Genomic DNA, 26,552 nt, shown 5'->3' on the forward strand with positions numbered 1-26,552 from the left:
TGTGCAGGTCTGTGAGATTGAACATATTCAGACACGGCCTTTGGGTGATCCAGGAGGAACGGGAGCGAAACAAGGGAACAATCCCCGCGTTTCCTACAGGAGTGGTGCGGGGAGCCCGAAAGGCGGTTGACGCGATGCCCGAGCTGCCGGACGTCGAGGGATTCCGGCAGGTCCTGGCTTCATGCGGGCAGGGCCGGCGCATCGAACGGGTCGAGGTGCGCGATGCGGGTGTGCTGCACGGAATCACCGCGCGGCGGTTCAAACGCGAACTGGAGGGCCGACGGTTCTCCGCCCCGACCCGGCACGGCAAGTGGCTTGTCGCCCGTACCGACGACGGTCTCACCGTGCTGCTGCACTTCGGCATGACCGGGCGGCTCCTGTGCAGTCAGGAAAGCGACCCGCTCGACCGGCACGACCGCGTGATCTTCGCCCTGGACGGTGATCAGCTGCGCTTCCGGGACCAGCGCAAGCTGCAGGGCATCTGGCTGACGGACGATGCCACCGTCGAAAAGATCCTGTCCGAGCAGGGGCCGGACGCGCTGTCCGTGGACCGCGCCGAATTCGAGCAGCTGCTGTCCGGCCGACGCGCGGCGATCAAAGCGGTGCTCACCGACCAGTCCGTGATCGCCGGACTCGGCAACCTGCTTGCCGATGAGATCCTCTGGCGGGCGCGTATCCATCCCAGGGCCCGCGCCCACGAACTCACCGACGACGAGCGCCGACGGCTCTACACCGAAATGCGCCGCGTACTGCGGGCATCGGTGCGTGTGGGATGCGTACCGCCGCGGCCGTCCTGGCTCACCGGCCGCCGGGACGACCCCGATCCGGCGTGCCCGCGCTGCGGGCACCCGCTGCGCCGCTCCCGGACGGCGGGCCGCAGCACCCTGTGGTGCCCGCGATGCCAGCCGGAGAAATCCTGACCGGCCCGGCAACCCTGGGCCGGCGGGTCAGTCCGCGATCAGTACGCCCACGCCGGTGATCCGGTCGGCCGCCAGATCGGCCAGCGCCTGGTCGGCCCGGTCCATGGGATAGGGGGTCAGTCGGACAGTGGGCCGGACCCGCTCCGCCTCCGCCAGGAAGGCGCGGCCGTCCGCGCGCGTGTTGGCCGTCACGCTGCGCAGGGTCCGCTCCTGGAACAGATGGCGCTCGTAGTCCAGGCCCGGGATGGGCGTCAGATGGATCCCGGCCACCGCCAGCGTTCCGCCCCGGTCCAGCGCGGCCAGCGCGACCGGCACCAGCTCACCGGCCGGCGCGAACAGGATCGCGGAGTCGAGCGGTTCGGGCGGCGGTCCGGCCCCGGCTGAGGCCGCGCCCAATTCCAGCGCCAGCCGCTGCGCCTCGGTGGTGCGGGTGACGACATGCACGGTGGCTCCGCGCGCGATGGCCAGCTGGGCGGTCAGGTGGGCAGAGGCGCCGAATCCGTAGATACCGAGCCGGCCGTCCTGCGGCAGGTCGGCACGGAGCAGCGCCCGGTAGCCGATGATCCCCGCGCACAGCAGCGGTGCGACCTCCGCGTCGCTCCAGCCCGCTGGCAGGTGGTAGGCGTACCGGGCGTCGACGAGCGTGTGATCGGCATAGCCGCCGTCGATGTCCCAGCCGGTGTAGCGGGAGTTCGGGCACAGGTTCTCCCGCCCCGTACGGCAGAAGCGGCACTGGCCGCAGGTTCCCGCGAGCCAGGCGATGCCCACCCGGTCGCCCAGGCCGAAGCCCTCGACCTCGGAGCCGGCGGCGATGACCTCGCCGACCACCTGGTGACCTGGGGTGCACTGCGGTTTGCGGGGCGGCAGATCGCCCTCCGCCAGGTGCAGATCGGTCCGGCACACGGCGCACACCCGTACCCGTACCAGCAGCTCGTAGGGCCCGGGCGCGGGCACGAGGCGTTCCACGCGCCGCAGCGGCCCGGAGCTGACCGGGCCGGGGCGCTCGACCACCCAGGCGCGGGTCACCGACGGGATCTGCGGCTCCATCCAGTCCCTCCTCTCACGGGTCCGGGTACCCCGTGTTCGCCGCTATGAGCCCGGTCGTTCCAGCAGGGTCCGGAGCGCCCCTCAGTCCACCGGCCAGGTGTGGACAGGGGCGTTGAGATGCATGTAGTCCATGTACAGCCGGGTCATCCGGCGCAGCGCCTCATGGCGGTCGACGGCCGCCACCTCGTCGATCGCGTGGAACACCTCGCTCTGCCACGCTGCGCCGTTGCGCCCGCTCACGCACCGCTGCTCGATGATGCCGAGCATCGGCTCCCGCCAAGCCGCATCCAGCCCGGAGCGCTCCAGGCCCTGGTGGGCCAGCGGCAGCAGGCGCCGCAGCACCAGTTCGCTCGCGGGGACCTCGCCCATCCCCGGCCAGTACAGGCGGGCGTCGATGCCGTGCCGTGCCGCCGCGTGCAGATTGTCCTGGGCGGCGGAGAACGACATCCGCGTCCACACCGGCCGTTCCTCCTCGGCCAGGGCCCGTACGAGCCCGTAGTAGAACCCCCCGTTGGCGGTCACGTCGGCCATCGTCGGGCCGGCCGGCAGGACTCGGTTCTCCACCCGCAGATGGGGTTTGCCGTGGGCGACGGCGTACACCGGCCGGTTCCAGCGGTAGATCGTCCCGTTGTGCAGGGTCAGTTCGGACAGCTCCGGCATGTCCCCGCGCTCCAGGGTCTCCACCGGGTCCTCGTTGTCGCACAGCGGCAGCAGCGCGGGGTAGTAGCGGACGTTCTCCTCGAACAGATCGAAGACCGAGGTGATCCACCGTTCGCCGAACCACACCCGTGGCCGTACGCCCTGCACCTTGAGCTCCTCGGCACGGGTGTCGGTGGCCTGCTCGAACAGCGGGATGCGGGTCTCGGGCCACAGCTCCTCGCAGAACAGGAAAGGAGAATTGGCCGCCAGCGCGACCTGGACGCCCGCGATCAGCTGGGCCGCGTTCCAGTAGTTCGCGAACTCCTCGGGGCTCACCTGCAAGTGGAACTGCGTGCTCGTGCAGGCGGCCTCGGGGGTGATGGTGTCGGCCCAGGTGCGCAGCCGTTCCACCCCGTCGATCGCGATCAGCAGATCCTCGCCCCGCGCCGCGAACACCTGCTCGTTCAGCAACCGGTAGCGCGGATTGTCCGACAGCGCCGCTGCGCTCACATCGCTCTGCCGCAGCGTCGGCAGAATGCCGATCATGATCAGGTGCGCGCCCATGGCCGCGGCCCGCGACTCCGCGTGATTGAGGGCGTCGCGAACCTCCTGCTCCCAGGCGCCCGGGCCACCGGCGGTCAACTGGCGCGGCGGAATGTTGATCTCCAGGTTGAACCGGCCGAGCTCGGTGGACCACGCCGGATCGGCGATCGCCTCGAGCACCTCGGTGTTGCGCATCGCCGGCTCTCCGGCCCCGTCCACCAGGTTCAGCTCGATCTCCAGCCCGACCCGGGGCCGCTCGGCCTCGAAGCGCGACTCGCGCAGCATCCGCGCGAAAGCGTCCAGACACAGCTGCATCTTGTGCCGGTACCTGCGGCGGTCGTCGCGGGTGAACACCAGCGCCGGGACATCCCGTCCCATCAGCCCTCCCGAGGTCTCCTCGGCAGCCGCCCCCGGATCTCAGCGTCGCATGCCGGGACCCGCGCGGGCCAGCGGTGAGCGGAGGGGACGGACAGCCACCGACTCGGCTCGGCGAGGGATGTGCCAGTGCCCGCGACAGGGGGGTGTAATGGAGACGTGCGCCTGCAGGGGGCCCTTATGGAACTCAGCCGGCCATGGCGTGCGGCCCATGCGCTGGTCGCGATCCCGCTCGGGCTGATCGCCGCGGTCATGGTGGTGGACATCTTCTTCTTCCCGTGGAACGTCCACCTCGGCCCGCTGCTGGTCGCCGCCCCCGCGATCACCGCCTCCTTCGGCGGTCCTCGGCTCACCGCGCTCATCGGGGCCCTCGCCGTGGCGGCACTAGTGGTCGTCGGCTTCGCACGGGGCGGCGTCACCACGCTCAATCACGAGGTGCAGATCATCGCCCTGGTGATCATCTCGGCCTTCGTCGTCGTCTACACCTACCTGCGCGAGCGGAGGGAGCGCCAGCTCTCCCAGGTACGCTCCGTGGCCGAGGCCGCGCAGCGCGTACTGCTCAGACCCCTCCCGCGGGCCATCGGCCCGCTGCAGGTCGCGTCCGTATATCTGGCCGCCGAGGCCGAAGCGCACATCGGTGGCGACCTTTACGCCGCGGCGCGCACCGACAACACCACACGGCTGATCATCGGCGATGTCCGGGGCAAGGGCCTGGAGTCCATCGGCGATGCCGCGCTGCTGCTCGGGGCCTTCCGGGAGGCTGCCCATCGGCATACGACGCTTCCCGAGGTCGCCGCCTATCTGGAAGGCAGCGTGAGCCGCGATCTGATCGAGCTCGCCGAGGAAGAAAAGGACGCCGAAGAGGACTTCGTCACGGCCGTGGTCCTCGACATACCCCACCACGCCCCCGAGATCCACCTGATCAATCTCGGTCATCCCCCGCCGCTGCTGCTCCGCCGGGGCGAGATCATCCCTCTCGAGCTCAGCCGTCCCGCTCCGCCGCTGGGCCTCGGCGCACTGACGGATCCGGTCTACGAGGTCGGCACCTGCCCATTCCTGCCCGACGACCTGCTTCTCCTCTACACCGACGGCGTGATCGAAGCCCGGGGCGTGTCGGGCGAGTTCTATCCGCTTGCCGAGCGCCTCACATCCTGGAACGCGGGCGGCCCCGATGAACTGCTGCGGACCATCCGCGCCGATCTGCTGGACTTCGTGGGCGGAAGCCTTGGCGACGACGCCGCGCTGATCGCCATCGAGCGCACCCAGTCGGCGTGAACCAGCCCACAGGCGGCACGAGTTTTGGGACCGGTTCAAGGACTTCATCGAGCACCGCGGCTGTGAGACCGGAAAATGGCCGCGGCCGGAGCCCCCCGGGTGACCGCATCCTGCCCGCGGGACCGGTTTCACCGCACCCCATGAGGCCGCCTGGCGTAACCGGCCCCTCGGGCATCCCAAAAGGGTGAAATCCTCCAAGCATGGGTTGGGAGGATGTCGCCGACGAGCTGTACGGGCTGCCGCCCGAGGAGTTCACCGCCGCCCGCGATCAGGCGGCACGCAACGCTCCGCGCGGGCAGGGCGCCAAGATCCGCGCCCTGCGCCGTCCCACCATGGCCGCCTGGGCGGTCAACCTCCTCGTACGCCATGACCGCGAGCAGATCACGGCGCTGCTGGGCCTCGGCGAGCAGCTGCGCCGTGCCCACCGGGAGCTGAACGGACAGCAGCTGCGCGACCTTTCACAGCAGCAGCGGCAGCTCGTCTCCGCGTTGTCGCGGCAGGCTCAGCAGCTCGCCGCGAAGGCGGGCCGCCGGGTGGGGGAGAGCGTCCTGCGCGAGATCGAGGCCACCGTGCACGCCGCCCTGGCCGACCCCGATGCCGCCCGGGAGTTGGCCACCGGCCGGCTGGCGAAGCCTCTGACCCCTCCTGTCGGCTTCGGCCCGCCCACGGAGGCCACCGTTCACCGGCTGCGCCCGGCGAAGTCTCCGGGCGGCGCTGTGCGGGCGCGTCCGGCCGAGGTGACGGATCTGGCCGCACGCCGCCGGCAGCAGGCCAAGCAGGCCGAGCAGGCCCAGCGGGACCGCGCCGAGCGCGAGCAGTACGAGCGGGTGGCCCGCGCCCGTGAGCACGCGGAAGCGCTCCAGCAGGCCGCCCGCGCGAGTGCCAAGGGAGCCGTCACGGCCGACCATGAGCTGGCGGGCAGCGAAGAGTGGCGGCAGCAGGCCGAGACCCGGGCCGAGCAGCTGGAGGCCGAACTGCGGCAGGTTCGTGAGGAACTCGGCAATGCCAAGAAGGCGGAGCGCGCCGCCCGCGCGAAGGCGAAGCGGGCCCATGAGGCGGCCGGTCGCGCCCGCGAGCGCGCCGAGGCGGCGGCCGCCCAGGTGGAGCAGGTACGGAGCGGCAGCCCGCGCGGCGAGCGCCCGGACAAGCGGTGACGGGCGCAGCCCGGAGCACCCCGGGGGGAACTCACCCCGGTGACAGCGAGCGTCGGCAGCACGCGAATCGGCTCATGGCGCAGCATGGTGTCCCGAAGAGCGTTTCCTGCCCTGCGACAGAGGAAGCGCCGCACAGAGGAAGGCGGATGGGGGCACCCATGAACACCACTGTTCGGCTCGCACAGGAGCCGGAGGCCGATGAACTCCTCAGCCGTAGCCCGCTGGCCCTGCTGATCGGAATGCTTCTCGATCAGCAGATCCCCATGGAGTGGGCGTTCACCGGCCCGTACACCATCGCGCAGCGCATGGGCCGCGACGACCTCGACGCGCACGAGATCGCTGCCTACGACCCGGAGGCGTTCCAGGCGCTGCTGTCGGCCAAGCCCGCCGTGCACCGTTACCCGGGCTCCATGGCCAAGCGGATCCAGCAGCTGTGCCAGTACCTGGTCGAGCACTACGACGGCGAAGTGTCCGGCCTGTGGCGCGACGTGCGCAGCGGCAAGGAACTTCTCGAACGCCTCAACGCCCTGCCCGGATTCGGCAAGCAGAAGGCCCAGATCTTCCTCGCGCTGCTGGGCAAGCAGTTCGGGGTGAGACCCGAGGGCTGGCGGGAGGCGGCAGGGTCGTATGGCGAAGAAGGCTCCTACCGCTCGGTCGCCGACATCACCGGGCCCGAGTCGCTGGCCAAGGTCCGTGCCTACAAGCAGGAAGCCAAACGCGCCGCCAAGAAGTCCTGAGCGAGGCGTGGCCCGATCCTTGCGCATAGGGGCTCTCCGGCCACTCGTGTGACGACGGCCCCTGCCTGCAGGGTCGTGCGTATGACCTCCTGCCTCACACCCCTCCCCGCGCCCGCCGTCCGGCCCCGCGTGCACCGCGCCTGGCCGGTCGCCGGAGCCGCGGCCTTAGCCATCGTCGTCTCCGCCGCCTTCACCGCCGTACCAGGGCTGCTCGTCGGCCCGCTGCACCAGGAATTCGGCTGGTCACGCAGCACCATCGGATCCGCGGTCTCGGTGAACATGGCCGTGTACGGGCTGACCGCCCCCTTCGCCGCCGCGCTGATGGACCGCTTCGGCGTCCGCCGCGTCGTCACCCTCGCGCTGAGCACCACCGCCGCGGGCGCGGCCGTGACCACGGTGATGACACAGCCCTGGCAGCTCGTCCTGGCCTGGGGAGTGCTGGTCGGAGGGGGCTGTGGTGCGATGGCGATGGCCTTGGCCGCGACCATCGCCGGCCGCTGGTTCGTCCGGCGGCGCGGTCTCGTCACCGGCATCCTGACCGCGGCGAACGTGTTCGGACAGCTGGCGTCTCTGCCGCTGCTCGCCTGGATCATCGACCGCTACGCGTGGCGTCCGGCCGCGCTGTCCATGACGCTGGTCGCCCTGGCCGTCGTACCGCCGGCGTGGCTGCTGCTGCGCGACCATCCCGCCGACGCGGGCGTGGAGCCGTACGGGGCCGAGGAGTTCCAGCCGAAGCCCGCTCCGGCGTCCGGGGCCGCCCGGCGGACAGTGGGGGTGCTGCACCAGGCGGCCCGGACCGGACCGTTCTGGCTGCTGGCAGGGACCTTCGCGATCTGCGGCGCCTCCACCAACGGCATCATGCTGGCCCACTTCGCCCCCGCCGCGCACGACCATGGCATGCCGATGACGGCCGCGGCCTCGCTGCTCGCGCTGATCGGGGTCTTCAACGTCGGCGGCACCATCGCCTCGGGGTGGCTCACGGACCGGTACGACGCCCGGCGGCTGCTCGCCGTCACCTACGCCCTGCGCGGGACCTCGCTGGTCTTTCTGCCGCTGCTGCTGGCACCGGTCGTGCGGCCGTCAATGATCTTCTTCGTCGTCGCCTTCGGCCTGCTCGATGTGGCGACCGTGCCGCCGACCATCGCGCTCAGCCGGGAACTCTACGGCCCGGACGGCGCCATCGTCTTCGGGTGGGTGAGCGCCGGGCACCAGATGGGCGCCGCGGTAGTCGCCTTCCTCGGGGGCGTGGTACGGGATGCGCTGGGCTCCTACGACATGGTCTGGTTCGCCTCCGGGGCGCTGTGCGCGATGGCGGCGCTGATGGCGCTGGTGCTGCGCTCGCCCGGGCGGCGGCCCGCGTATCCGCACACCCCCGTTACCGGTTGACCCCGAGTCCCTACCGCACTTTCGTCGCGGTTCTTACCCTCCGGCTAGGTTGCCTTTACGCGTGCCGACTGACGCGCTGCACGTCCGCCTGGCCGACGAGGCTGTCGCGCTGGACGGCGAGGGACCGGGCGCGTTCCTCGACGCCGCGGACGTGGTCGCCGCGGCGGTGCGCGCGGGATGCGACGCCGTCCACCCCGGCTACGGCCTGCTCGCCGAGAACGCGGACTTCGCGCGGCGGTGCATCGACGGGTGCCTGACCTGGGTGGGGCCCGGCCCGGATCTCCTCGAGGTGTTCCCCTGCTGAGCGATGCGGGGGCGCATGGCCGCGCCCGCGGCTCGCGCCCCTGCATCGACACCTGGTGAACAGGCCCGCTGTTACGCGGTGACCACCGTGCACAGTTCGGTGGCGGCGAACTCCCGTACCGCCTCCGGTCCGGCCCCGCCGTCGGTGAGCAGCGTCCAGGGCCGCTCCGGCAGCGCGTGGTAGGGGAACGGACTGCTGCCCAGCTTCGAGGCGTCGGCGAGTACGCACACCTCGCGCCCCCGTCGCGCCATCAGCTGCTTGATGTGCGCCTGTTCCAGGGAGGGGCACGAGAGACCGTCGCGCGCGTGGACGCCGTCGGCGCCGAGGAAGACCCGGTCGGGGGTCATCCGCCGCAGCATCTCCTCGCCCGTGGGACCCAGGATCGCCCCGTTGGGCCGGCGCACCCGGCCGCCGAGCACGATCAGCTCGACGCCGGGTGCGTCCGCGAGGTGGCGCAGTGCGGTGGTGGAGTTGGTGATCACCGTCAGCCCGTCGCGCGAGCGCAGGTACCGGGCGAGCCGTCCCGTGGTGGTGCCCGCGTCGATCAGCACCACATCGCCGTCCGCGACCCAGTCGGCCGCGACCTTCGCGATGGCCTCCTTCTGCGCGCGGTTGCCGGACTCCTTCTCGTCCAGCGTGCGCTCCACGGCGTGCCCGCCGGCGACCGCGCCCCCGTACGTACGGTGGATGTGCCCGTCGTCGGCCAGCTGCTGCAGGTCGCGGCGGACGGTGGACACCGATACCTCGAAGCGGGCGGCGAGTTCGGCGATGTCGCCGTTGCCGGCCAGCACCTCCCGCAGCATGTCGTCACGGCGCCTCGCGGTGCCGCGGCGCGGGGCGCGAGGGCGGCTGCCCGTCATCGCGCACCCTCGGCGGCCGGTGCGGGAGCTGCCGCCGTGCCGCGGACGTGCGGCCTCAGCCCCAGCGTCACCAAGGCCACGGCCACCGCGAGGAAGCCGGCGAGCACCGCGAACCCGGTCAGGCTCGCTCCCGTGATGTCGGTGAGCCAGCCGACCAGATACGGACCGACGAAGCCGCCGAGGTTGCCGAGGGCGTTGATCAGCCCCATCGCGACCGCCACCACCTCGATGCGCAGCAGCTCTCCGGGGATGGCCCAGAACGGTCCGTACGGCGCGTACAGCGCCGCGGCGACCACGCACAGCAGCAGCATCTGGACGACCGCGCCATGCACCACCTGGCCCAGCAGCAGCGCCACGATGCCGACGACGAGGGGAACCGCAACGGCGTGCCGCCGCCTGCCGGTGCGGTCGGACCAGGCCGCGCACGCCACCATCGCGACCAGCGCCACAGTGAACGGGATGGAGGTGAGCAGACCGACCTCCGTCGCCGAGCCGTCGTGCGAGAGGGTCTTGATGACCGACGGCAGCCACAGACTGAAGCCGTAGAAGCCCGTGATCCAGAAGAAGTAGACGGCGATGAGCAGCATGACGGACTTCTGCCGGATCGCGGCGAGGTACGAGCCGCTGCCCGCGGCCGGCTTGGCGGCCTCGTCTGCGGCCAGCTCGCGCCGCAGGTGGTCGGCTTCGGCGCGGGAGATCCAGCGCGCCTGATCCGGGCGGTCGGCGACGGCGAACCACCACACCAGTCCCCACACCAGCGGCGGAATGCCCTGCGCGATGAGCACCCAGCGCCAGCTCATGTGGTCCAGCATGAAGCCGGACAGCGGGGCCATGATGATCGAGGAGATCGGCAGGCAGGCCATCCACAGGGCGTTGGCGCGGGCCCGCTCGCGCAGCGGGAACCACGACGCGAGCAGGATGAGCACGGCCGGCCACACTCCGCCCTCGAAAAACCCGAGGAGCAGGCGCGCCGCGTAGAACTGACCCTTGGTCTGTACGAGTCCGCAGGCCATCGCGGCCAGGCCCCACGAGACCATCAGAATGAGGACGGTCTTACGGGCGCTCCAGCGCTGGGCCAGGATCGCGGCGGGTATCTGCAGGAAGACATATCCGATGAAGAAGATCCCGCTGATCAGGCCCTGGTCGGCGGCCGAGAGCTTCAGATCGCCGTCCAGATACGGCAGGACCACGGAGATGTTGTTGCGGTCCAGATACGCCAGCATGTACATGAAGGCGGCGACGGGGATGACGTACGTCCAGCGCTGGGCGGGTATCGCGCCGGTGGCCGGCGGCGCTGCCGGGTTCTGGGACATGGCGGCTCCTGCGTACGAGTGGGCGGGCGTGCTGGGACGGTGTCTGCTCAAGCGCCGGACGTGGTGCCGTAGGTGGCCCGGATGCGGTCCCGGGAACCGCTGAACTCGGCTGCGGCGCGGAACGCGGCAGCCATGGTGGCGGGCGACGCCTGCCCCGTACCGGCGATGTCGAAGGCGGTGCCGTGGTCCACCGAGGTGCGCAGGATCGGCAGTCCGACGGTCACCGAGACCGTGCCGTCGAAGTCCACCGTCTTGGCCGGGATGTGGCCCTGGTCGTGGAAGTGGGAGAGCACGCCGTCGAAGCGGCCCTGCAGTCCCTGGTGGAACACCGAGTCGGCCGGAATGGGGCCGACGACCCCGAGACCCTCGGCAGCGGCCTTCTCCACGGCGGGGCGCAGCGCGGTGATTTCCTCGTCCCCGAAGTGGCCGCCCTCACCGCCGTGCGGATTGATCGCGGCGACGGCGAGCCGCGGCTCGTCGTGACCGAAGACCCGCAGGGCGGTGAGGGCGTGACGGATGCTGCGCGCCACCCGTTCCTCGGTGATCTGGTCCAGCGCCGTACGCAGGGACACATGCCGCGTGGTGAAGAAGATCTTCAGGCCGCGGACCACGAACATGGTGTCGAAGTGCTCGGCGCCGGTGAGCTCGCCCAGCATCTCGGTGTGGCCGAGATGCCGTGAACCCGCCGCCCAGATCGCCTCCTTGTTGATGGGCGCGGTGACGATGCCGTCGACCTCCTCGGCGAGCGCGGACCGGGTGGCGGCCTCGATGGCGGCGATGGCGGAGCGTCCGGCGACGGCGCCGACCGTGCCCCACTCCAGGTCGTCGCCGGCGATACCCAGGTCGAGGATGTCGATGGTGCCCGGCTCGAAGCGGGCCTCGCCGACCGAGCCGACGGCGTTGACGGAGACATCCAGACCGCACACCGCGACGGCGCGGCGCAGCACGGCGGCGTCGCCGACCGCGATGCCGTGGGCGAGGGCGGCGGTGTCCGGGTCGGCCAGGGTCCGGGCGGTGATCTCCGGGCCGATGCCCGCGGGATCGCCGAGGGTGACGGCGAGGACAGGGAGCCGACGGCTGGTCATGATGGTGCCCTCTTTTCGGTGTTTCGCTGGTTCGGATGTGGGGGGAGCTGGGAGGTATCGGGAGACTGGGGGAGCGGGGCGGAGCCGGATCTTCGCGGTACCTCCGGTACCTGGGCGCCGGCATGACGTGTGCACATGGCCCGCAGGTGCTCCAGACAGGCCACGGCGGCATCGGATCCGCCGATCAGGCCGCCCTTGGTGGCGAAGAGCAGCCCGTCGTGCGGGCCGCCCACCAGATGACCGGCCACCGCCAGCGGCAGTACCTCGGACTCGATGGCGAAGCCGTCCGCACCCAGGGCGGTGGTGACCGCGGCGGCGACGTCGCCGCCCGAGACGTACAGCCCGCCGGGACGCAACCGCGGCACCGCCAGAGCGGCCACGTCCGACAGGCAGCGCAGGATACGGGTGGCGGCGGCCGGGTCGTGGACTGCGCCGGGCGCGATCCGTACGCCGAGCACCGATGCCCCGGCCTCGGCTGCCGACCGCAGCTCACGGACGATCCGGTCGGCGTCCGGTGCGGGGTCGGCCGGGTCCAGCTGGGCGTAGTGCGCGCCGAGGGCGGTTTCGGTGCCGGCGAGTTGCTCACGGGTACGGTCGGTGGCGCTGCCGACGATCGCCAGGATGCGCGCGGGTGAGGCGCCGGCCGGCCGGATGCCCAGTTCCGCCGCGAACGCCGCGCCGAACGGGCCGGAATCCAGCGAGATCCAGCGCACCCCGTCCTCGGCCGCCACCCGGGCGGCCGCGGCGGCGACGGTGCGCAGATGCTCGTTCTCGGTGGCGTCGCACACCATGACATCGGCGGAGGCGCGCAGCGCCGCCGCGACGGCCTCGGGGCCGTACTCGACGACATCGAGCGGGATTTCCGCGACGGTCAGCGCGCTCTGTTCGCCGAGGACGGCTGCCACGCGGGAGTGCCGTACCGGGGTGAAAGGGTCGCGGGCAACCGCCGTACGGGTCAGCGGCACCCCGTCCACCAGGTGCATCCCGCCGACGGTGGTACGGCCGGCGTCCGGGAACGCGGGCACCGCGAGGACGCGGACCGGGGTTCTGGGGTGACGCCTTGTCAGGGCATCGACGGTCGCGTCCAGTTCGCGGCCCGGGTTCCCGCGGAGGGTGGTGTCGACGCGCTTGACGACGAGGGAGACGTCGCCGACGGCTTCGGCGACGGCGCGCACGGCGGCATAACCGTCTGTCTCGGGGAAGTGCCGGGAGCCGGTGTTGACGACCAGGACGTCAACGCGGTCGGCATAGCGCGGCACCTGCGCGAGGTCGCCGACGGTGACCGCCCGCAGTCCGAGCCGGGCGAAGAGTGCTCCGGTGGCGTTGCTGCCGGTGAGGTCATCGGCCACCACAAGCACCTGTGCCACGGGGTTCCCCTCTCGGCTGCGTTCGGCCCCTTCGCCTAACTGACCAGTTCGCGCAGGTTCTTGTGCGTGAATCAGTCAATTGAAGGGTGGTGGCCCCCGCACAGGCATGTCAAGGGATACGCAGGCGCCGTCATCCTGCGCGGATCGCGCACAATGGTCTGCGTGCTCGGCGCGGGGTGCCACGCCGGCGTCGCGGCGGTTCACGCCTCCTTCACACCCGTTTCGGTCCGCGCCATGCGTCTGGCCAGGACGGGAACACTGTGTGTTCGACAGCACGAGCAGAAGTGCTTGCGCTAACGTCCGTACGGAGGTGGCTGCCCCCGATGCCCAACGAGCAGGAAAGAGCCCTGCGTAGCGGTCGATGCACCGCCGGCCGGGCCGGAGGACCCGACCGCAGAGCGGAAGCAGCCGCTGACGGCCGAGGCCGAACTCGCGAGGGACTGTGACAGCGCCGCGACCTGAGGTGGAGGGCGGCGCACCCCCGGCCACACCCGTGAACAACATGCCGGGACTCCCCAGCCACCAGGACTGCCTGGTCGCGCTGCGCCGCACCCCGGCATCCGTCTGGAGGGACGACGTCACCGACTGGGCCGCCGCGCTCACCTATTACGCGGTACTCGCGATCTTCCCGACGCTGCTCGTCCTCGTCTCCCTGATCGGGATCACCCGCGCGGCGGCCGTCCAGGACCTCATCGGCCACGTCAGCGCTGTCGTACCCGCCGAGTCCCGTGGCGTCATGGAGCACACGCTCACAAGCATGGCCGACCAGCGTTCCGCATGGCTGCTGGCCGTGCTCGGCACAGCCGGTGCGCTGTGGTCCGCCTCCAGCTACCTGGCCGTCTTCCGCCGCGCCCTGCACGCCATGCACGGGGTCAAGGACTGCCGCCCGGTGTGGCGCACCGCGCCCCGGATCGCGCTCACGGCGCTGGTGCTGCTGGCACTGCTCATTTCCAGCGCTATCGCGCTGCTGGTCACCGGGGAACTCGCCCGTGCCGGCGGCAGGTTGCTCGGGGTGGGCGGGGCCGTCGGCACCGCGTGGAACGCCGTGCAGTGGCCACTTCTGCTGTGCCTGGCCGCCGTACTGGTCCTGGTGGTGTTCCGCACCGGACCCGCCGAGACGCGCGGCGTTCGCCGCCGGGTGCCGGGCGGGGCGCTCGCCCTCGTCCTGTGGCTTCTGGCCTCCGGATGCTTCGCCCTCTACGCCTCCCACGTCGGCACGTACAACCGCCTGTATGGATCACTCGCCGGGATCATCGTCTTCCTGGTGTGGCTGTGGCTGTCCAACCTCGCCCTGCTCACCGGCGCACAGTTCAACGCCGAACTGGCCAAGCTGCGCCGGTGACCGCGTGCAGGACGGGGTGCGTTACGCGCGGTTCCCCCGGTGGTTCCGTGCCGTGCCGGCAGCCATGTCGCCGAGGACCCGCGAGAGGGGCAGGGGCCCGGCAAGGGTGCGGGTGGCCACGAGGTCGTCGAAGCACGGGTCGCACAGGGCATACGGCGTCCGCAAGCCGAGATCGCGGACCGTCGGGTCGGCGTGTCCGCACTCATCGCACACCGTGGGCGGTGTCTTCGTGTCCCCCATGTGTTCGAGGGTGCGCGGTGACGCGGGCGAACGCCAGGGCGCCTGACGGTCGCACGGGCGCAGAATCCGGAATGCCGGCGGCCGCTCAGCGTGTGCAGGCCGTCGGCGGAATGCCGACCGTGGCGGTGAAGCGCGGCCTGCGTCTACGCGGTGTACGACCCCCACGACGGCCAGTGCCATCTCGCCACCGCGGGGCACCTGCCACCCGCCGTCGTACGTCCCGGCTGCCCGCCCGCACTGGTCGACCTGCCCACCGGTGCACCGCTGGGCGTCGGTGGCGTCCCCTTCAGCGCCACCACCATCGACCTGAGCCCTGGCGACCAGCTGGTCCTCTACACAGACGGCCTGGTCGAAACCCGGGACCACCCCATCGACGAGCGCTTGGACGTCCTGCTCCAGCTCCTGGACGACCCGCACCGCCCGCTGGAGGAGACCTGCGATCTGCTGCTGCATGCTCTGCGGCACCCGGGCGACCACGACGACGTTGCCCTGCTCATCGCCCGCCCCGGCCCGCCGTGACCCGGACGGCCTCGCAGCCGCGGTGGCAGGAAAGCGGCCGCCCGGGGTGAGCGCATCACCCCAGGCGACCGGCAGGGAGGATCATTCCCCCATCGTGATCTCCACATGGCGGGGCTTGCTGGTTTCTGCCTTGGGGATGGTCACCGTGAGCACTCCGTCGTTCAACGTGGCCTTGACGTTTTCGGCGTTCACCTCGCCAGGCAGCACCGCCCGGTAGTCGAACCGGCCGTAGCGGCGGTTGCCGCGCCGCATGATCCCCTTGCGTTCGGGTTCCTTGAGTTCGCCGGTGATGTGCAGCTCCCGCTCGTTGATCTCGACGTCGATGTCCTCGCGCTTGACACCGGGTAGTTCGCATTCGACCACGTAGGCGTCCGCGGTCTCGGTCAGCTCTGCGGGCGGTGCCCACGCCAACTGCTCGGCCGGGGCGAGACCGCCGCCGACCGTGGACTCCAGCAGCGCGCCCATACGGCTGAAGAGATCATCGAACTCGCTCAGAGGGTCCCTGCCCCAGCCTGGGAGCCGCCGCTCGAGCGTTCCGACCGGTCGCTGTCGTCGCACGGGAACCGTCATAACGGCCCACCTCCGTCTTCTCTGAGAGTTTGCCCCATAAGGTCCGCTTTCGAGTGACTCAGGTACCCGGTCGGCTCGTGGTCACACCCGTCTCAGGGCGTCAACCGGACGGCTGCGCCGGATTGATCATTCCTGGCCCGGAGCAGGGCGGGACATGGCTCAGGGGTCCGGGGCTGCGTCGGCGTTGCGGGGAATCCCGCCGATATGGACGATCTTCCTGATGGGTGGCCCGGCTGCAGTTTGGGTGAGCGCCGGACCGCCACCATGGCCGCGTCATTGCGCAGGCGTCCGCCGACGTGAGCATGAGGTCGTCGCGGATGTGGTGCAGCACTGCTTCGGGACCGCTGCCGGTCCAGCGGGCGACGTGCCAACCGCCTTCCGGGGCGGGATGAGCTGACGCTTCATCGGCCGGGGGCGTTTTGTGCACCGTGGCCAGATGTACGGTGGTCCGCCCTCGGTGGTCACCGCCCGGCCTCCTTCTCCCGGATGAACGGCCGGACCGCGTCGACCAATGCCTTCAGCGCGCCGCTGAGCATCCCGATCTCGGCTACGCGCTGGGCGCGCGGGTCGTCTGGGTACCGCTGCTCAGCCTCCCGGGCCGCGTTCTCCAGGATGCGCTCGGCAGTGCGGACCGCAGCGCGCAGGGCCGCGGTGTCGATGCTGCCGCCCACGGGTCTCTCCTTCGGTCGGGCGCCGACGCGGCGTCGCCGTGTCCGGTACCACAAAGCGGGACGGAAGCAGACACAAGACGGCCCCCGGAATTTCCCATCAACATCTGAAGCTCAGTCGTCACTGAAGGCTCCGATCCTGACAGGAGCCGCCGGGAGCCTGGCCGGTACCCAGGAGGCGTCACGCGTGCCCGCGGACGTCTCGCGGACGTTGCGGCGCCTCCTGCGGTTGACCGGTCCTATATGTCATCTTTCGCCCAGATATCTACGCAGTCAAGGCGGCCGTATGTCAGCGCTGGGACTGGGGCTCGGGCGGCAGCGGGAACCGCAGTGATGCGGCGGTGACGTGCTCGCGCAACGGGGTCTCGGTCTTCACATGCTTGACCGTGCCGCTCTCGTCGATCACCGTCGCCACGAGTTCGTCGATGACATCGGGGGTGTGCCGGGTGGCTTCACCGCAGAGCGGGCAGGTCCCGCCCTCGAGCGCCAGCCAGCCGTCCCGATCGCAGACCACGCCTGGCGTCACCTGCTCGTCGTCTACGAGCAGGTTCTGCACCGCGGCGACCGACCCCGCCCACAGGCAGGGGCGCAGCCCGACCGCGGCCGGTTTTCCGGCGGCCGCGGCCTCCAGCACTTCGTCCACGAGGCGACGCTGCTGCTCCTGCTCGTAGCCCTGGACGACGGCGTCGACGCCCTTGCGGACCTCGGCCGGGGTGGCGGTGTCGGGGTCGATGGGGAAGGTGCCCGCGATCCGTTCGCGCAGCTCGCGGGGAAGGAACTCCATGAAGGCGGACACCTCGTACTGGTGGCCGCCGATGACCAGCAGATCGAACCCCCTGCCGCGGAACAGCTCGGCCAGAAGACCCGCGGTCCGCCGGTAGTGAAGCTTGGCGAGTTCGTCGGCCTTGTTGCGGACGCGGGGCTCTTCGAAGGGGACGGCGTAGGCCGTCTTCCGCATGGTCCGGTCCTGGAACGCCTCGATCTCCTGCATCTCGTCCAGATGCAGCTCCCACACCCGCGCCCACGCCTTGTCGATCAGTACCGCGCAGGTGCGGTGGTACTCGTCCAGCACCGCGGCCAGCGGGCGGATCCACGGTGTCGCGTCGACCTGGATCCTGTCGCGCAGCGGGCGTGGCAGCTCAACCTCCTCGAAGAAATCCCGGCCGCTGCACGAGAAGAACGCGGCCGTTCCAGGCTTCGTACGCTCCAACTCGGCCGCCTCCGCGATCCGGTCCATGTCGCGACGCAGCGACATCCGTACGTCGTGGTCGAGCGAGGTGTCGTCGGCCATCGGCCGGATCTGGTCCAACAGGTCGATCACACGGGCGCGGAATTCCCTGCGAACGGCCGGATCCACGTCGACCCGCGCGTAGACCGAGACCACCGGGAATCTGGGCTCCTCGAAGCGCAAGAGCCTGTCGATCGTCTCCTGTGTGATCATCTCTGCTGCTCCTCCCGTTGGGCCCCCGCCTCGCCTGGACCCGGGTTCCACGGCCTACTCGGGCAAAACAGCACTGTGGGGATGTCCAGCCGCTTGTCGGAGGTGGCGTTGACGTCCCCGGAGACGGGCAGAGAGCTGCGGCACGATCCGGCTCGCCGTCCCGCGGCTACTGAGGTGGCAGCTCCTCTGATGCCTGGAGCCGGTAGACGGCCGCCATGCACGGTGCGCAGTACCGGTCCGTCTCGTCCTCGGCGTCGTGCCCGGGGACGGCCTCGGCCACGGCATCGAGCCGGCGGCCGCACAGCGCGGTGTCGGCAGCGCGTCCGATGACATGCCACAGCACCGTGGTCTGGTCGGAGCCGACGGAGCCGGATTCGCGCTCGGCGCGCATCTGATGCATCGGCGTCTCCTTCGGACCAGGTTCATGGAAGGCACTCCCATGAGACCGCGCGTCACCCGCGGCAGCGACCGAAAGGAACTGGACGGGTGACGTACGCCGGCCGACACGAGCAACTGCCAGCCTGGCCCGCTGATGCCGCACCGGCCACGTCCGTCACTCCGGCGCCTGCGACTCCTTCGGCTGCGGTGACGCGCTCTCGTGGACGACCACGGCATACGAGCCGACGCCCATCATCTCCTTGCCGGCGATCTCCCCTTGGGCGGTGATCAGGCTGAGGACGGAGCCGGTCTCCGGATCGAAATCCACGTCGCTGACCGCTCCGAGTTCGTTGCCGCGTTCGCTGAGCACCCGCTTGCCGGGCAGGCTGTGGCGTTCGGCCGTCAGTTCGCCGAGGCTGCCCGCTTCGCGGCCCTCGAGTTCGTCGCGCGAGGCCACCATGACGGCGTCCTGTCCCATGGCGTGGATACGAGGCCAGGTGAGGATGTTCCGGGCGTCCTTGGTCTTGCGCAGCCGCAGTGCCACGACCCGGGCCGTTGCCGGATCCACGACAAAGCCGTCCACCACGCCGACGGTGGCCGCGTCGGCCACGCTGACCACGGAGCGGCCGGCGGTCTCACTGAACAGCATCGGGCCCCTTTCGGAAGTGGGCTCGGAACGCCTGCACCTGGGTCTCGAAGCCTGGCAGGTCCTCAGCGGCGAAGTCCGCCACAGCCGCGGGGACGACAAGCGCCTCGCGGGAGACCGCGGAGGTCTCGACCCGCGGGATGAACGTGGTCCGCCTCCGGCGGCCGCCTGCCTTGGCGGGGGCGATCTCGTAGCCGACCACATCCGCGATTGAGGCTCCGGCGTCGACCACCACATCGACGATGGAGCCCAGTTCGCTGCCGCGGTCGGTCAGGACCCGTGCTCCCAGCACGTTCCCGTTCCCGTCCCCGCCCTCGCTCTTGGCGTCGGGGTGTTCGACCACCTCCGCGCCCTCCTGGAACGCGTCCTCACTCGCGATCATGACGGCGTCGTGCCCGAGCGCGTGCACGCCCCGCCACGGCAGGCTCTGCTTCATCGGCCCGGACAGCCGCTTGCGTCCACTGAGCGTGAATCCGATGACGTGCCCGCCTTCGCTGTCGAAGACGACATCCTTGACCTGCGCGACAGCTTCACCGCCGAGCGTGACGACAGGGCGCTTGGTGATCGTGGTGGCCCGCATCAGCGCGGTCATGTCAGCCTCGCTTCGCCGTACGCCTGTGCCGCCGCACCGCGATCACTCCGCCGGTGCGGCGACGTGCCTGGACGCCCATCGCCGATCCGGCCAGCACGATCACCACGGCCGCAACGATGAGGAGCCACACCCACCAGTCCATCGCGCATCACTCCCCTTCGAGTCACGCTCAGCCCCGGACTTGCCATTCCAGCATCAGCTACCGCCTACCCGGTGTCCACACGCGCCAGGGCCGGGTCACTTCGCGTGTCGGCCTACGGCACGGCCGGACCTTCCGCTGGAAGACCAACTCGCCGGCGCCGAGCGCCTGGTGAGCCTGCGGGGCCGTAGCCGCGCCACCGCAGACGTACAGCCGCGCCGCCGCTGAACCGCGCACCCGGCCTCAGCCCGGAGCGCCGGGCGGATAGCCATGGGCGCCGTACAGGCGGACGAACCGGGCGGGAACGATACTCCTGCGGTACTCCAGGCCCTGCGGTCCCCGCACGTACAGCTCGACCTCGTCCAGCCCGCCCGGCCCGATGGGCTGGACGAGGCGGCCACCGACCTTCAGCTGTGCGACCAGCGGCGGGGGCACCTCCGGGAAGGCCGCGCACACGACAATCGCCTCGTACGGAGCGCCGGCAGCCACACCACGGGTTCCGTCGCCGACGACGAGCTCGATGTTCTCCAGACCTTCGCCGGCCAGGCGGCGCCGGGCCTCCGCCACCAGGTCCGGCCACCGCTCGACGCTGACGACGTACGCGGCCAGGCGGGCCAGCAGCGCGGTCTGGAAGCCATAGCCGGTACCGACTTCCAGCACGCGCTCGCCGCCGGTCAGCCCGAGAGCGGCGATCATCATGGCGACCAGCGAGGGCTGCGTTGTCACCTGGCCGTGGGCGATGGGAATCGGCTCGTCGGCGTACGCGGAGGCGAGATGGCCCGCCGGGACGAAGCGCGCTCGCGGAGTGATGCGGACGGCCTCCAGCACGCGGTCGTCCGTCACGCCTGCGGCACGGGCGGCACGCACCAGATCCTCCGGGGAGGGTCCGCTGCGGCGGTACTGCATCGCCTCCGCCTCCGATCCCCCCGTGTCAAGGATCGTACGTTTCGGCCATGCGGTCATCGCGCTCATCAGCACCCGCATTCTGGCGTCCGCCGCGGGTAAGCGCCGAGCCGGCCGCTCATCCGGCGACATGTGGCCTCGTCGGTCACGAGCACCCCCCTACACCATGTAGGGTCTCCCTCGGAAACACTACAAGGCGTAGGGGAGAACGTGGAAGGAACGCTCGCCATGGACGCAGTCGCGGTTCCCGCACTGCCGCAGGCCGAGGTCGACGAGGTCTGGCCGCGCGGCGGCGAGATCTCGATCCGCGGCACCGCGGTCGGTACGGACTCGGGCGCGGGCACCCTGGTCATCCGCGCCCGCGCACCGCAGGAGGCCGAGGTGCGCCTACCCGCGACCGGACAGGGGATCCGCTTCGAAACGCGCATCCCGCTGGACTCCCTGGCCCGCGCGTGCACAGCGGAACGGCAGACCTGGGACCTCTACCTCGACCTGCCCGGCCACGGAGAGCTCCTGCGGCTGGGACGCCATCTGGACGACATCGTCGGCAAGAAGCAGATCTTCACCTACCCGGCACAGTCCGCCGCGGGCATGCGGCTCAAGCCCTTCTACACGATCACGGACAACCTCTCGATCAGCTGCCGGAAGGAGCATGCGTGAAGATCCGCTTCCTGCTGCTCAACGCCTACACGGTCGGCGGCACCGTCCGCACCGTGGTCAACCAGGCGAACGCACTCGCCGCCGCCGGCCACGAGGTGGAGATCGCCAGCGTCTGGCGGCAGCGCCGGACACCGGCATTCCGCATCGACCCCCGGGTGCGCCTGCATCCCCTCATCGACATCACCGATGCCACGCCTGCCTGGCGGCGCCAGGTCGAGGCGTTCATGATGCGCGGCGCCAGCCGCCTGGTGCCGACCGCCGAGGTCCGTTACGACCGCTTCAACCGGCTGACCGACCGGCGTATCACCCGCTACTTGTGCTCCCTTCAGGGCGGGGTGCTGGTCACCACCCGGCCCGCCCTGAATCTGCTCTCCGCACGGTTCGGGCCCGCCTCCGTGGTCAGGGTCGGCCAGGAGCACCTGCACTACGCCCACCACAAGCCGGACCTCGCTCGCGAGATCGACCGGTGGTACCGGGACCTGGACGCCGTCACCGTCCTGACCGCCGCCGACGAGGCCGACTACCGTGCGGCGCTCGCCGGGGCCGAGGTGCGCATCGAGAGCATCCCCAACCCGCTCGCCGACGCCGATCCGCAGCGTTCGACGCTGGACCGGCCACTGGTCCTCGCCGCCGGCCGGCTGGTCAAGGCCAAGGGCTTTCACACGCTGATCGAAGCGTTCGCCCAAGTGGTCAGTGGCCACCCCGAGTGGCAGCTGCGCATCTACGGTTCCGGCCCCGAGCGCGACCGGCTGCGCAAACTCATTCACCGCAAGCACCTGTACAACCACGTCTACCTGATGGGCTCCACCGACCGGCTCGACGAGGAACTGGCCAAGGCCTCCGTCTTCGCCCTCAGTTCCCGGCACGAGGGCTTCGGCATGGTGATCGCCGAAGCCATGAGCCACGGGGTGCCGGTGGTCAGCTTCGACTGCCCCCAAGGGCCCAAGGAGATCATCAGCCACGGCGAGGACGGCCTGCTGGTCCCCCTCGGCGACACCGCCGGCCTGGCCTCCGCCATCAACCGCCTCGTCAAGGACGAAGAACTGCGCAAGACCATGGGAGAGCGGGCGGCCACCACTGCCCGCCGCTACAGCATGGACCGTATCCGGCCCCGGTGGGAGGCTCTGTTCACCGAGCTGCTCCATGCACAGGAGTCCCCCACATCCTGCCCGGCAGCGTAGGACCCTACGAGATGTAAGGTGGCCCCATGGCAGGAACCAGCCCCCGCGGCGTGGGGGAGCGGCGCAATCCCGGTGAGCTGGAGAGCGAAGTGCTCGCCGCGCTGTGGGCGACCGACAAGCCCCTGACTCCGGCCGACATCCAGGCAGAACTCGGCGGCGGCCTGGCGTACAACACCGTGCACACCATTCTGAGGCGCCTGTACGACAAGGGCCTGGTCATCCGCGACGCCGATGGGCGCCGTGGCGCCTACCGCCCTTCGAAGAACGCCGCCGAACTCACCGCCGAGGTCATGCACCAGGCCCTCGACAGGGGGCCGGACCCCATCGCAGCCCTCCAGCAGTTCGTCACCGGACTCAGTGCTGCCGAGGAGCAGGCGCTGCGCGGATTCCTGGGTGGAGGCCACGGTCCGTGAGGCTCGACGTCTATATCCCTCTGCTGCTGTCCCTGCTGCTCGCCGTGGCGAGTCCGCTCGCGGCGGCCCGCCCTCTCGCGCCCGCACACGTCGCCCGCGCCCTGACCATCACCGGGGCGGTCACCGCCGTGGCCTCGGGCTGGGCGATGCTGCTGCTGGCGGGAACCCTCATCGACGAGTCGCCGCCGTTGATCGCGGAGGCCAGGGAGAAGCGCGTCCAGATCCCCGATCCGGTCCCGCAGGTCATCGCCGTCGCCGCGGCCGTCCTCATCGTCATCGGCCTGTACCGGGTGCACCGGGTGATCCGCGCCCACCGCACGACCCGCCGGGCACTGAGGCGGCTGAGCGAGACGTACGCGGCCGACACGGAAATGATCGTCGCCGCATCCCCGACCCCGCAGGCATTCGCCATCCCCGGGCCGCCCGGACGGATCCTGGTCACCTCCACGATGCTCGCCGGACTTGACGCGCGCGAACGCCACGTCCTCCTGGCGCACGAGCGCTCCCACCTGTCGCACCGCCACGACCGCCTGCGGCTGGCCGTCGACCTCGCGGCGGCCCTCAACCCGTTCCTGGTCCCGCTCCGCGACACCGTCGCCTTCCTGCTGGAACGCTGGGCGGACGAGCACGCCGCCGGCACCGTGGCCGACCGCACCACGGCGGCCCGCGCGCTCGCCCGAGCGGCCCTCCTCTCCCGCCGCAGCAGCGTCGGATGCGCCCTGCACTTCTCCCGGCTCGCCATCACCCGCCGTGTCGCTGCCCTGCAGGCCGCGCCGCCCTCGCCCGCCCGGGCCTGGGCCGCGGCAGTCCTCGCCCTCGCAGCCGTCGCCGCATTCGGAGCCGCCGACGCGACCAGTGACTTCCTGCACCTGCTCGCCCGAGTACTGCCCGTACTGCCCACATAGCAAGATCCGCACGGTACGAGCATGCTGTGATCAAGGCGCAATCCGCCGTTCAGTGAACCGGGGTTCCCTGAAGCCCGGGCCGCTGGAAAGCTACGCGTCCAGCTCCAACTGCCCCACCCGCCACATCCACCCATCTAGCACCCAAAGGTGACGCCCCAGCGTGTCTGCACAGCAGCCAGCACGGACCACGCAACAGCAGGAACCACGGCCGAGCCGGGTCCCCGAACGCCACGACCAGCCGCCCGTAAGCTCACGGCTGCGGGTGCGGGCAGCTCAGGCCACGGTCTGGTATCTGCGTCTTGTCGCGCTGCTCAACCTGGTGGCAGTCGTCTCGGTGCCCTTCCGCGAGGAAGTGCGCGAGCACAACGCGGGCCAGTACTTCACCCCGTACCTGGCCACCGCCGGCCTGGTCTCCGCGGCGTTGGCTCTCTTCCTCGCCGTGGTGATGCGGCGCCGTAAACGGGCCGCGTGGATCTTCAACATGCTGCTGGCCGGGCCGCTGTTCGCGCTGTACGTGCTGGCGCTGACCCAGGAGGAGTACCGCAGGCACGGCTTCAACTGGTTCTCAGCCCTGCTGACCGGCCTGTTCGTGCTGGCGCTGGTGGTCGGACGCAAGGAGTTCCGGGCCAAGGGCGACCGCTCCAACCCGGCGCTGGCGCTGGCCGTCCTGGTGAGCGGCATCCTGGTGTGGGGCGCCATCGGCACCCTGCTGGTGTGGGTCACCAACCGGGTCTCGGGCGCGTCGCTGGGCGACCTGATCGCCTACACCTTGCTGCGGGGAGTCACCGTCGGCCCGCTGGCCGACAGGTTCGCCACCGTCGACGCACCAGGCTGGGTGGACGTCCTGATCAACCTCCTGATCGCGGTGACCTTCCTGCTCGTCCTGTACGCGTGCTTCCGCGCCCCACGCGGCCGCGAGCTGCTCAGCGAGGAGGACGAAAACCGGCTGCGCGAGATGCTGCAGGCGCACGGCGAGCGGGACTCGCTGGGCTACTTCGCGCTGCGCCGCGACAAGGCCGTCATCTGGTCGCCGACCGGCAAAGCGGCGATCGCCTACCGGGTGGTGGGCGGTGTCAGCCTCGCCTCCGGAGACCCGATCGGCGACCCGGAGGCATGGCCTGGCGCTATCGAGCAGTGGCTGAACGAAGCGCGCCAGCACGCCTGGGTGCCCGCCGTGATGGGCGCCAGTGAGGAGGCCGGCACCATCTACGCCCGGCACGGCCTGGACGCCCTGGAACTGGGCGACGAGGCGATCGTGGACCGCGCCGACTTCACCCTCGAAGGGCGGGCTATGCGCGGGGTCCGGCAGGCGCACAACCGAGTCCGCCGGGCCGGCTACAGCGTGCGCATCCGCCGCCACGAGGACATACCGGAAAGCGAGATGGCCGCCCTCCTCGACAAGGCGGACCACTGGCGGGACAGCGACACCGAACGCGGCTTCTCCATGGCGCTCGGACGCCTCGGCGACCCCGACGACGGCCGTTGCGTCATGCTGGAATGCCACGACAGCGCGGGCGAGCTGCGGGCCCTGCTCAGCTTCGTGCCCTGGGGCAGCACGGGGCTGTCACTGGACCTGATGCGCCGGGACCGCAACTCCGAGAACGGCCTGATGGAGTTCATGATCATCGAGCTGCTGCAGCGCGCCGATGAGGTCGGCGTGGAGCGGGTGTCACTGAACTTCGCCATGTTCCGGTCCGTTTTCGAACGCGGCTCGCGGCTGGGGGCCGGACCGGTGCTGCGGCTGTGGCGTTCGGTGCTCACCTTCTTCTCCCGCTGGTGGCAGATCGAGTCCCTCTACCGGGCCAACGCCAAGTACCGGCCGATCTGGGAGCCCCGGTATCTGCTGTTCGAGAAGAGCAGTGAGATCCCGCGGATCGGCATCGCCAGCGCCCGCGCGGAGGGCTTCATCACCGCGCCGAGCCTGCCGGCACTCTTCCGCCGCCGGCACACCGTCACCGCCGGCAGGTGACCTTCAGCTGCGCCGCCGCGTGGTGGGCGTAGGTGGGGCCGCTGTGGTCCCAGTCCTGGCCCCGGTCGAGCATCTGCACCGCGAGGCGGCCGCCTACGACCGGCCAGGTGCCGACGGGAATGAGACGGCCCCGGTTGGCGGTCTGGTCGATCTGGAAGCTGCCGTAGGGCGCGGCGTCGGTGGATGCGGCGGCGAGCACCTGGTACGTCGTGGGGTCGCCCGCGACATCCCGGCTGTCGGCGCTGGTCGGCACATAGACCGAGAGCGCGCACCGGTCGTAGCCGCCTCCCACGGTCCACCACCACATCACCCGGTTGTCGTGGTCGGTGCTGCGGCTGCCCGACATGGGAACGGCGGAGAAGGTGCCATCGCAGGGAGCGCCGGACGGAGGAGCGGAGTTGACGGTGTACCAGCCCTCGATACCGTCGGAGTACCTGCCGAATTCGTCGTAGCCGGAGCCGGCCGGACTCTGACAGCCGCGGCCCGCCCACGCGGTGAAGGTGCCGGAGCCGCCCGCCGGAGGCTTCTTCTCCGCCGGCTTCGTCGCGGTCGGCTTCTTCTTCTTCTTCTTCGCAGGCTCGGTGTCAGTGGCCTTGGCCGCCGTGGGCTTGGCCGACTTGGTGAGGCTGGGCTGCGGGGCGACACCCGTCGGCAGGATCAGGCTCGGATCCGTACGGAACTCGGTGTCCGGTTCCGTACCGGCCTTGGGGGGTTCCGGGGCGGGAGCCGCGATCCGGTTCGCCGCCGTGATGGCACCGAGGAGCAGAAGGACGGCGGCCGAGACCACCGCGATCTTCCGGCCGCGGGGGACGGTTTTCCAACGGCCGTACATGCTCTCGCGCGCCACCCATGGGCCCCGGGCCGCCTGGCACGAGCACAGCAGGCCCGGCAACTGTCCTGCACGCCCGCCGCACTGATCACATGCCATGGAGCGACACTATGCACCAGGTGACGAGCCCTAGGTAGGGGTCTGGCAGCCCG

Annotated in this window: 28 protein-coding genes and 1 pseudogene; 13 read left to right on the forward strand and 16 right to left on the reverse strand. The window is 70.8% G+C overall.

Annotation, left to right across the window (positions count from 1 at the left end):
* Nucleotides 1-134 precede the first annotated feature (134 nt).
* A complete protein-coding gene (locus ACY34J_RS05315; protein WP_462725307.1) occupies nt 135-920 on the forward strand; it encodes an Fpg/Nei family DNA glycosylase in 786 nt (261 codons plus the stop codon).
* A 27-nt stretch (nt 921-947) separates the two neighbouring features.
* Here the strand turns inward: ACY34J_RS05315 and ACY34J_RS05320 are convergent, their stop codons facing one another.
* Nucleotides 948-1,967, reverse strand: a complete 1,020-nt coding sequence (locus tag ACY34J_RS05320) for a zinc-dependent alcohol dehydrogenase family protein (RefSeq protein WP_462725308.1) — start codon at nt 1,965-1,967, stop codon at nt 948-950.
* 81 nt (nt 1,968-2,048) lie between these two features.
* Nucleotides 2,049-3,527 carry a glutamate--cysteine ligase gene (locus ACY34J_RS05325; RefSeq protein ID WP_462725309.1) on the reverse strand — a complete coding sequence of 493 codons (1,479 nt, stop codon included), beginning with the start codon at nt 3,525-3,527 and terminating at the stop codon, nt 2,049-2,051.
* A gap of 177 nt (nt 3,528-3,704) precedes the next feature.
* Here ACY34J_RS05325 and ACY34J_RS05330 point away from each other — a divergent pair, with 177 nt between their 5' ends.
* The 5 genes from ACY34J_RS05330 (at nt 3,705) to ACY34J_RS05350 (ending at nt 8,380) form a co-directional block, all read left to right on the forward strand.
* A complete protein-coding gene (locus tag ACY34J_RS05330) occupies nt 3,705-4,799 on the forward strand; it encodes a PP2C family protein-serine/threonine phosphatase (protein ID WP_462761937.1) in 1,095 nt (364 codons plus the stop codon).
* A gap of 200 nt (nt 4,800-4,999) precedes the next feature.
* Entirely contained in the window at nt 5,000-5,953 is a 954-nt protein-coding gene (locus tag ACY34J_RS05335; RefSeq protein ID WP_462725311.1) for a hypothetical protein, read from the forward strand.
* Between the two features lie 158 nt (nt 5,954-6,111).
* Complete coding sequence (locus ACY34J_RS05340) at nt 6,112-6,690, forward strand: HhH-GPD-type base excision DNA repair protein (protein ID WP_462725312.1); 579 nt, start codon at nt 6,112-6,114, stop codon at nt 6,688-6,690.
* Nucleotides 6,691-6,771: 81 nt separating this feature from the next.
* Nucleotides 6,772-8,076: an MFS transporter gene (locus ACY34J_RS05345; protein ID WP_462725313.1), complete on the forward strand. Its 1,305-nt coding sequence runs from the start codon at nt 6,772-6,774 to the stop codon at nt 8,074-8,076.
* Between the two features lie 61 nt (nt 8,077-8,137).
* A complete protein-coding gene (locus ACY34J_RS05350) occupies nt 8,138-8,380 on the forward strand; it encodes a biotin carboxylase N-terminal domain-containing protein (RefSeq protein WP_462725314.1) in 243 nt (80 codons plus the stop codon).
* A gap of 71 nt (nt 8,381-8,451) precedes the next feature.
* On the opposite strand, the gene ACY34J_RS05355 is transcribed toward ACY34J_RS05350, so the two are convergent.
* From ACY34J_RS05355 to ACY34J_RS05370, 4 genes are read right to left on the reverse strand one after another with little or no spacing between them, the layout of a single operon-like run.
* Nucleotides 8,452-9,240, reverse strand: a complete 789-nt coding sequence (locus ACY34J_RS05355) for a DeoR/GlpR family DNA-binding transcription regulator (RefSeq protein WP_462725315.1) — start codon at nt 9,238-9,240, stop codon at nt 8,452-8,454.
* Nucleotides 9,237-10,553: an MFS transporter gene (locus ACY34J_RS05360; protein ID WP_462725316.1), complete on the reverse strand. Its 1,317-nt coding sequence runs from the start codon at nt 10,551-10,553 to the stop codon at nt 9,237-9,239. Before ACY34J_RS05360 ends, ACY34J_RS05355 begins: the two co-directional genes overlap by 4 nt.
* 47 nt (nt 10,554-10,600) lie before the next feature.
* Nucleotides 10,601-11,638, reverse strand: a complete 1,038-nt coding sequence (gene pdxA, locus ACY34J_RS05365) for a 4-hydroxythreonine-4-phosphate dehydrogenase PdxA (RefSeq protein WP_462725317.1) — start codon at nt 11,636-11,638, stop codon at nt 10,601-10,603.
* On the reverse strand, nt 11,635-13,005 hold the full coding sequence (locus ACY34J_RS05370) for a four-carbon acid sugar kinase family protein (RefSeq protein WP_462725318.1): 1,371 nt from the start codon (nt 13,003-13,005) through the stop codon (nt 11,635-11,637). Before ACY34J_RS05370 ends, pdxA begins: the two co-directional genes overlap by 4 nt.
* Before the next feature lie 502 nt (nt 13,006-13,507).
* Between ACY34J_RS05370 and ACY34J_RS05375 the strand changes: the two genes are divergently transcribed.
* Nucleotides 13,508-14,347: a YihY/virulence factor BrkB family protein gene (locus tag ACY34J_RS05375; RefSeq protein WP_462725319.1), complete on the forward strand. Its 840-nt coding sequence runs from the start codon at nt 13,508-13,510 to the stop codon at nt 14,345-14,347.
* Between the two features lie 21 nt (nt 14,348-14,368).
* On the opposite strand, the gene ACY34J_RS05380 is transcribed toward ACY34J_RS05375, so the two are convergent.
* Entirely contained in the window at nt 14,369-14,587 is a 219-nt protein-coding gene (locus tag ACY34J_RS05380) for a hypothetical protein (RefSeq protein WP_462725320.1), read from the reverse strand.
* A 132-nt stretch (nt 14,588-14,719) separates the two neighbouring features.
* On the opposite strand from ACY34J_RS05380, the pseudogene ACY34J_RS05385 reads away from it, so the two are divergent.
* Nucleotides 14,720-15,106: pseudogene (locus tag ACY34J_RS05385) on the forward strand (PP2C family protein-serine/threonine phosphatase); the annotation flags it as partial.
* 81 nt (nt 15,107-15,187) lie between these two features.
* Here ACY34J_RS05385 and ACY34J_RS05390 read toward each other — a convergent pair.
* The 8 genes from ACY34J_RS05390 to ACY34J_RS05425 all read right to left on the reverse strand — a co-directional run bounded on the left by ACY34J_RS05390 (nt 15,188) and on the right by ACY34J_RS05425 (nt 20,512).
* Entirely contained in the window at nt 15,188-15,664 is a 477-nt protein-coding gene (locus ACY34J_RS05390; RefSeq protein ID WP_462725321.1) for an Hsp20/alpha crystallin family protein, read from the reverse strand.
* Nucleotides 15,665-16,137: 473 nt separating this feature from the next.
* Nucleotides 16,138-16,347, reverse strand: a complete 210-nt coding sequence (locus ACY34J_RS05395) for a hypothetical protein (RefSeq protein WP_462725322.1) — start codon at nt 16,345-16,347, stop codon at nt 16,138-16,140.
* 286 nt (nt 16,348-16,633) lie between these two features.
* A complete protein-coding gene (locus ACY34J_RS05400) occupies nt 16,634-17,785 on the reverse strand; it encodes a baeRF10 domain-containing protein (protein WP_462725323.1) in 1,152 nt (383 codons plus the stop codon).
* Between the two features lie 166 nt (nt 17,786-17,951).
* Complete coding sequence (locus ACY34J_RS05405) at nt 17,952-18,185, reverse strand: hypothetical protein (RefSeq protein ID WP_462725324.1); 234 nt, start codon at nt 18,183-18,185, stop codon at nt 17,952-17,954.
* Nucleotides 18,186-18,338: 153 nt separating this feature from the next.
* Nucleotides 18,339-18,812, reverse strand: a complete 474-nt coding sequence (locus ACY34J_RS05410) for a PRC-barrel domain-containing protein (protein WP_462725325.1) — start codon at nt 18,810-18,812, stop codon at nt 18,339-18,341.
* Nucleotides 18,799-19,401 carry a PRC-barrel domain-containing protein gene (locus ACY34J_RS05415; RefSeq protein ID WP_462725326.1) on the reverse strand — a complete coding sequence of 201 codons (603 nt, stop codon included), beginning with the start codon at nt 19,399-19,401 and terminating at the stop codon, nt 18,799-18,801. Before ACY34J_RS05415 ends, ACY34J_RS05410 begins: the two co-directional genes overlap by 14 nt.
* A gap of 1 nt (nt 19,402) precedes the next feature.
* Nucleotides 19,403-19,543, reverse strand: coding sequence for a hypothetical protein (locus ACY34J_RS05420; protein ID WP_462725327.1), 141 nt, complete (start codon nt 19,541-19,543; stop codon nt 19,403-19,405).
* 240 nt (nt 19,544-19,783) lie between these two features.
* The gene (locus tag ACY34J_RS05425; protein WP_462725328.1) at nt 19,784-20,512 is read right to left on the reverse strand and encodes a protein-L-isoaspartate(D-aspartate) O-methyltransferase; all 729 of its coding nucleotides are present in this window, start codon (nt 20,510-20,512) and stop codon (nt 19,784-19,786) included.
* A 159-nt stretch (nt 20,513-20,671) separates the two neighbouring features.
* On the opposite strand from ACY34J_RS05425, the gene ACY34J_RS05430 reads away from it, so the two are divergent.
* The 5 genes from ACY34J_RS05430 (at nt 20,672) to ACY34J_RS05450 (ending at nt 25,571) form a co-directional block, all read left to right on the forward strand.
* Nucleotides 20,672-21,103, forward strand: coding sequence for a hypothetical protein (locus ACY34J_RS05430; protein ID WP_462725329.1), 432 nt, complete (start codon nt 20,672-20,674; stop codon nt 21,101-21,103).
* Entirely contained in the window at nt 21,100-22,284 is a 1,185-nt protein-coding gene (locus ACY34J_RS05435; protein WP_462725330.1) for a glycosyltransferase family 4 protein, read from the forward strand. The genes ACY34J_RS05430 and ACY34J_RS05435 overlap by 4 nt, the downstream gene beginning before the upstream one ends.
* Before the next feature lie 26 nt (nt 22,285-22,310).
* The gene (locus tag ACY34J_RS05440; RefSeq protein ID WP_462725331.1) at nt 22,311-22,697 is read left to right on the forward strand and encodes a BlaI/MecI/CopY family transcriptional regulator; all 387 of its coding nucleotides are present in this window, start codon (nt 22,311-22,313) and stop codon (nt 22,695-22,697) included.
* Complete coding sequence (locus ACY34J_RS05445) at nt 22,694-23,602, forward strand: M48 family metalloprotease (protein WP_462725332.1); 909 nt, start codon at nt 22,694-22,696, stop codon at nt 23,600-23,602. The genes ACY34J_RS05440 and ACY34J_RS05445 overlap by 4 nt, the downstream gene beginning before the upstream one ends.
* Before the next feature lie 160 nt (nt 23,603-23,762).
* On the forward strand, nt 23,763-25,571 hold the full coding sequence (locus ACY34J_RS05450) for a phosphatidylglycerol lysyltransferase domain-containing protein (protein ID WP_462725333.1): 1,809 nt from the start codon (nt 23,763-23,765) through the stop codon (nt 25,569-25,571).
* Here the strand turns inward: ACY34J_RS05450 and ACY34J_RS05455 are convergent.
* The gene (locus ACY34J_RS05455; protein ID WP_462725334.1) at nt 25,555-26,418 is read right to left on the reverse strand and encodes an adhesin; all 864 of its coding nucleotides are present in this window, start codon (nt 26,416-26,418) and stop codon (nt 25,555-25,557) included. The two genes, ACY34J_RS05450 and ACY34J_RS05455, sit on opposite strands and share 17 nt — an antisense overlap.
* Nucleotides 26,419-26,552 lie beyond the last annotated feature (134 nt).

The organism is Streptomyces sp. HSS9-12 (assembly GCF_054963655.1).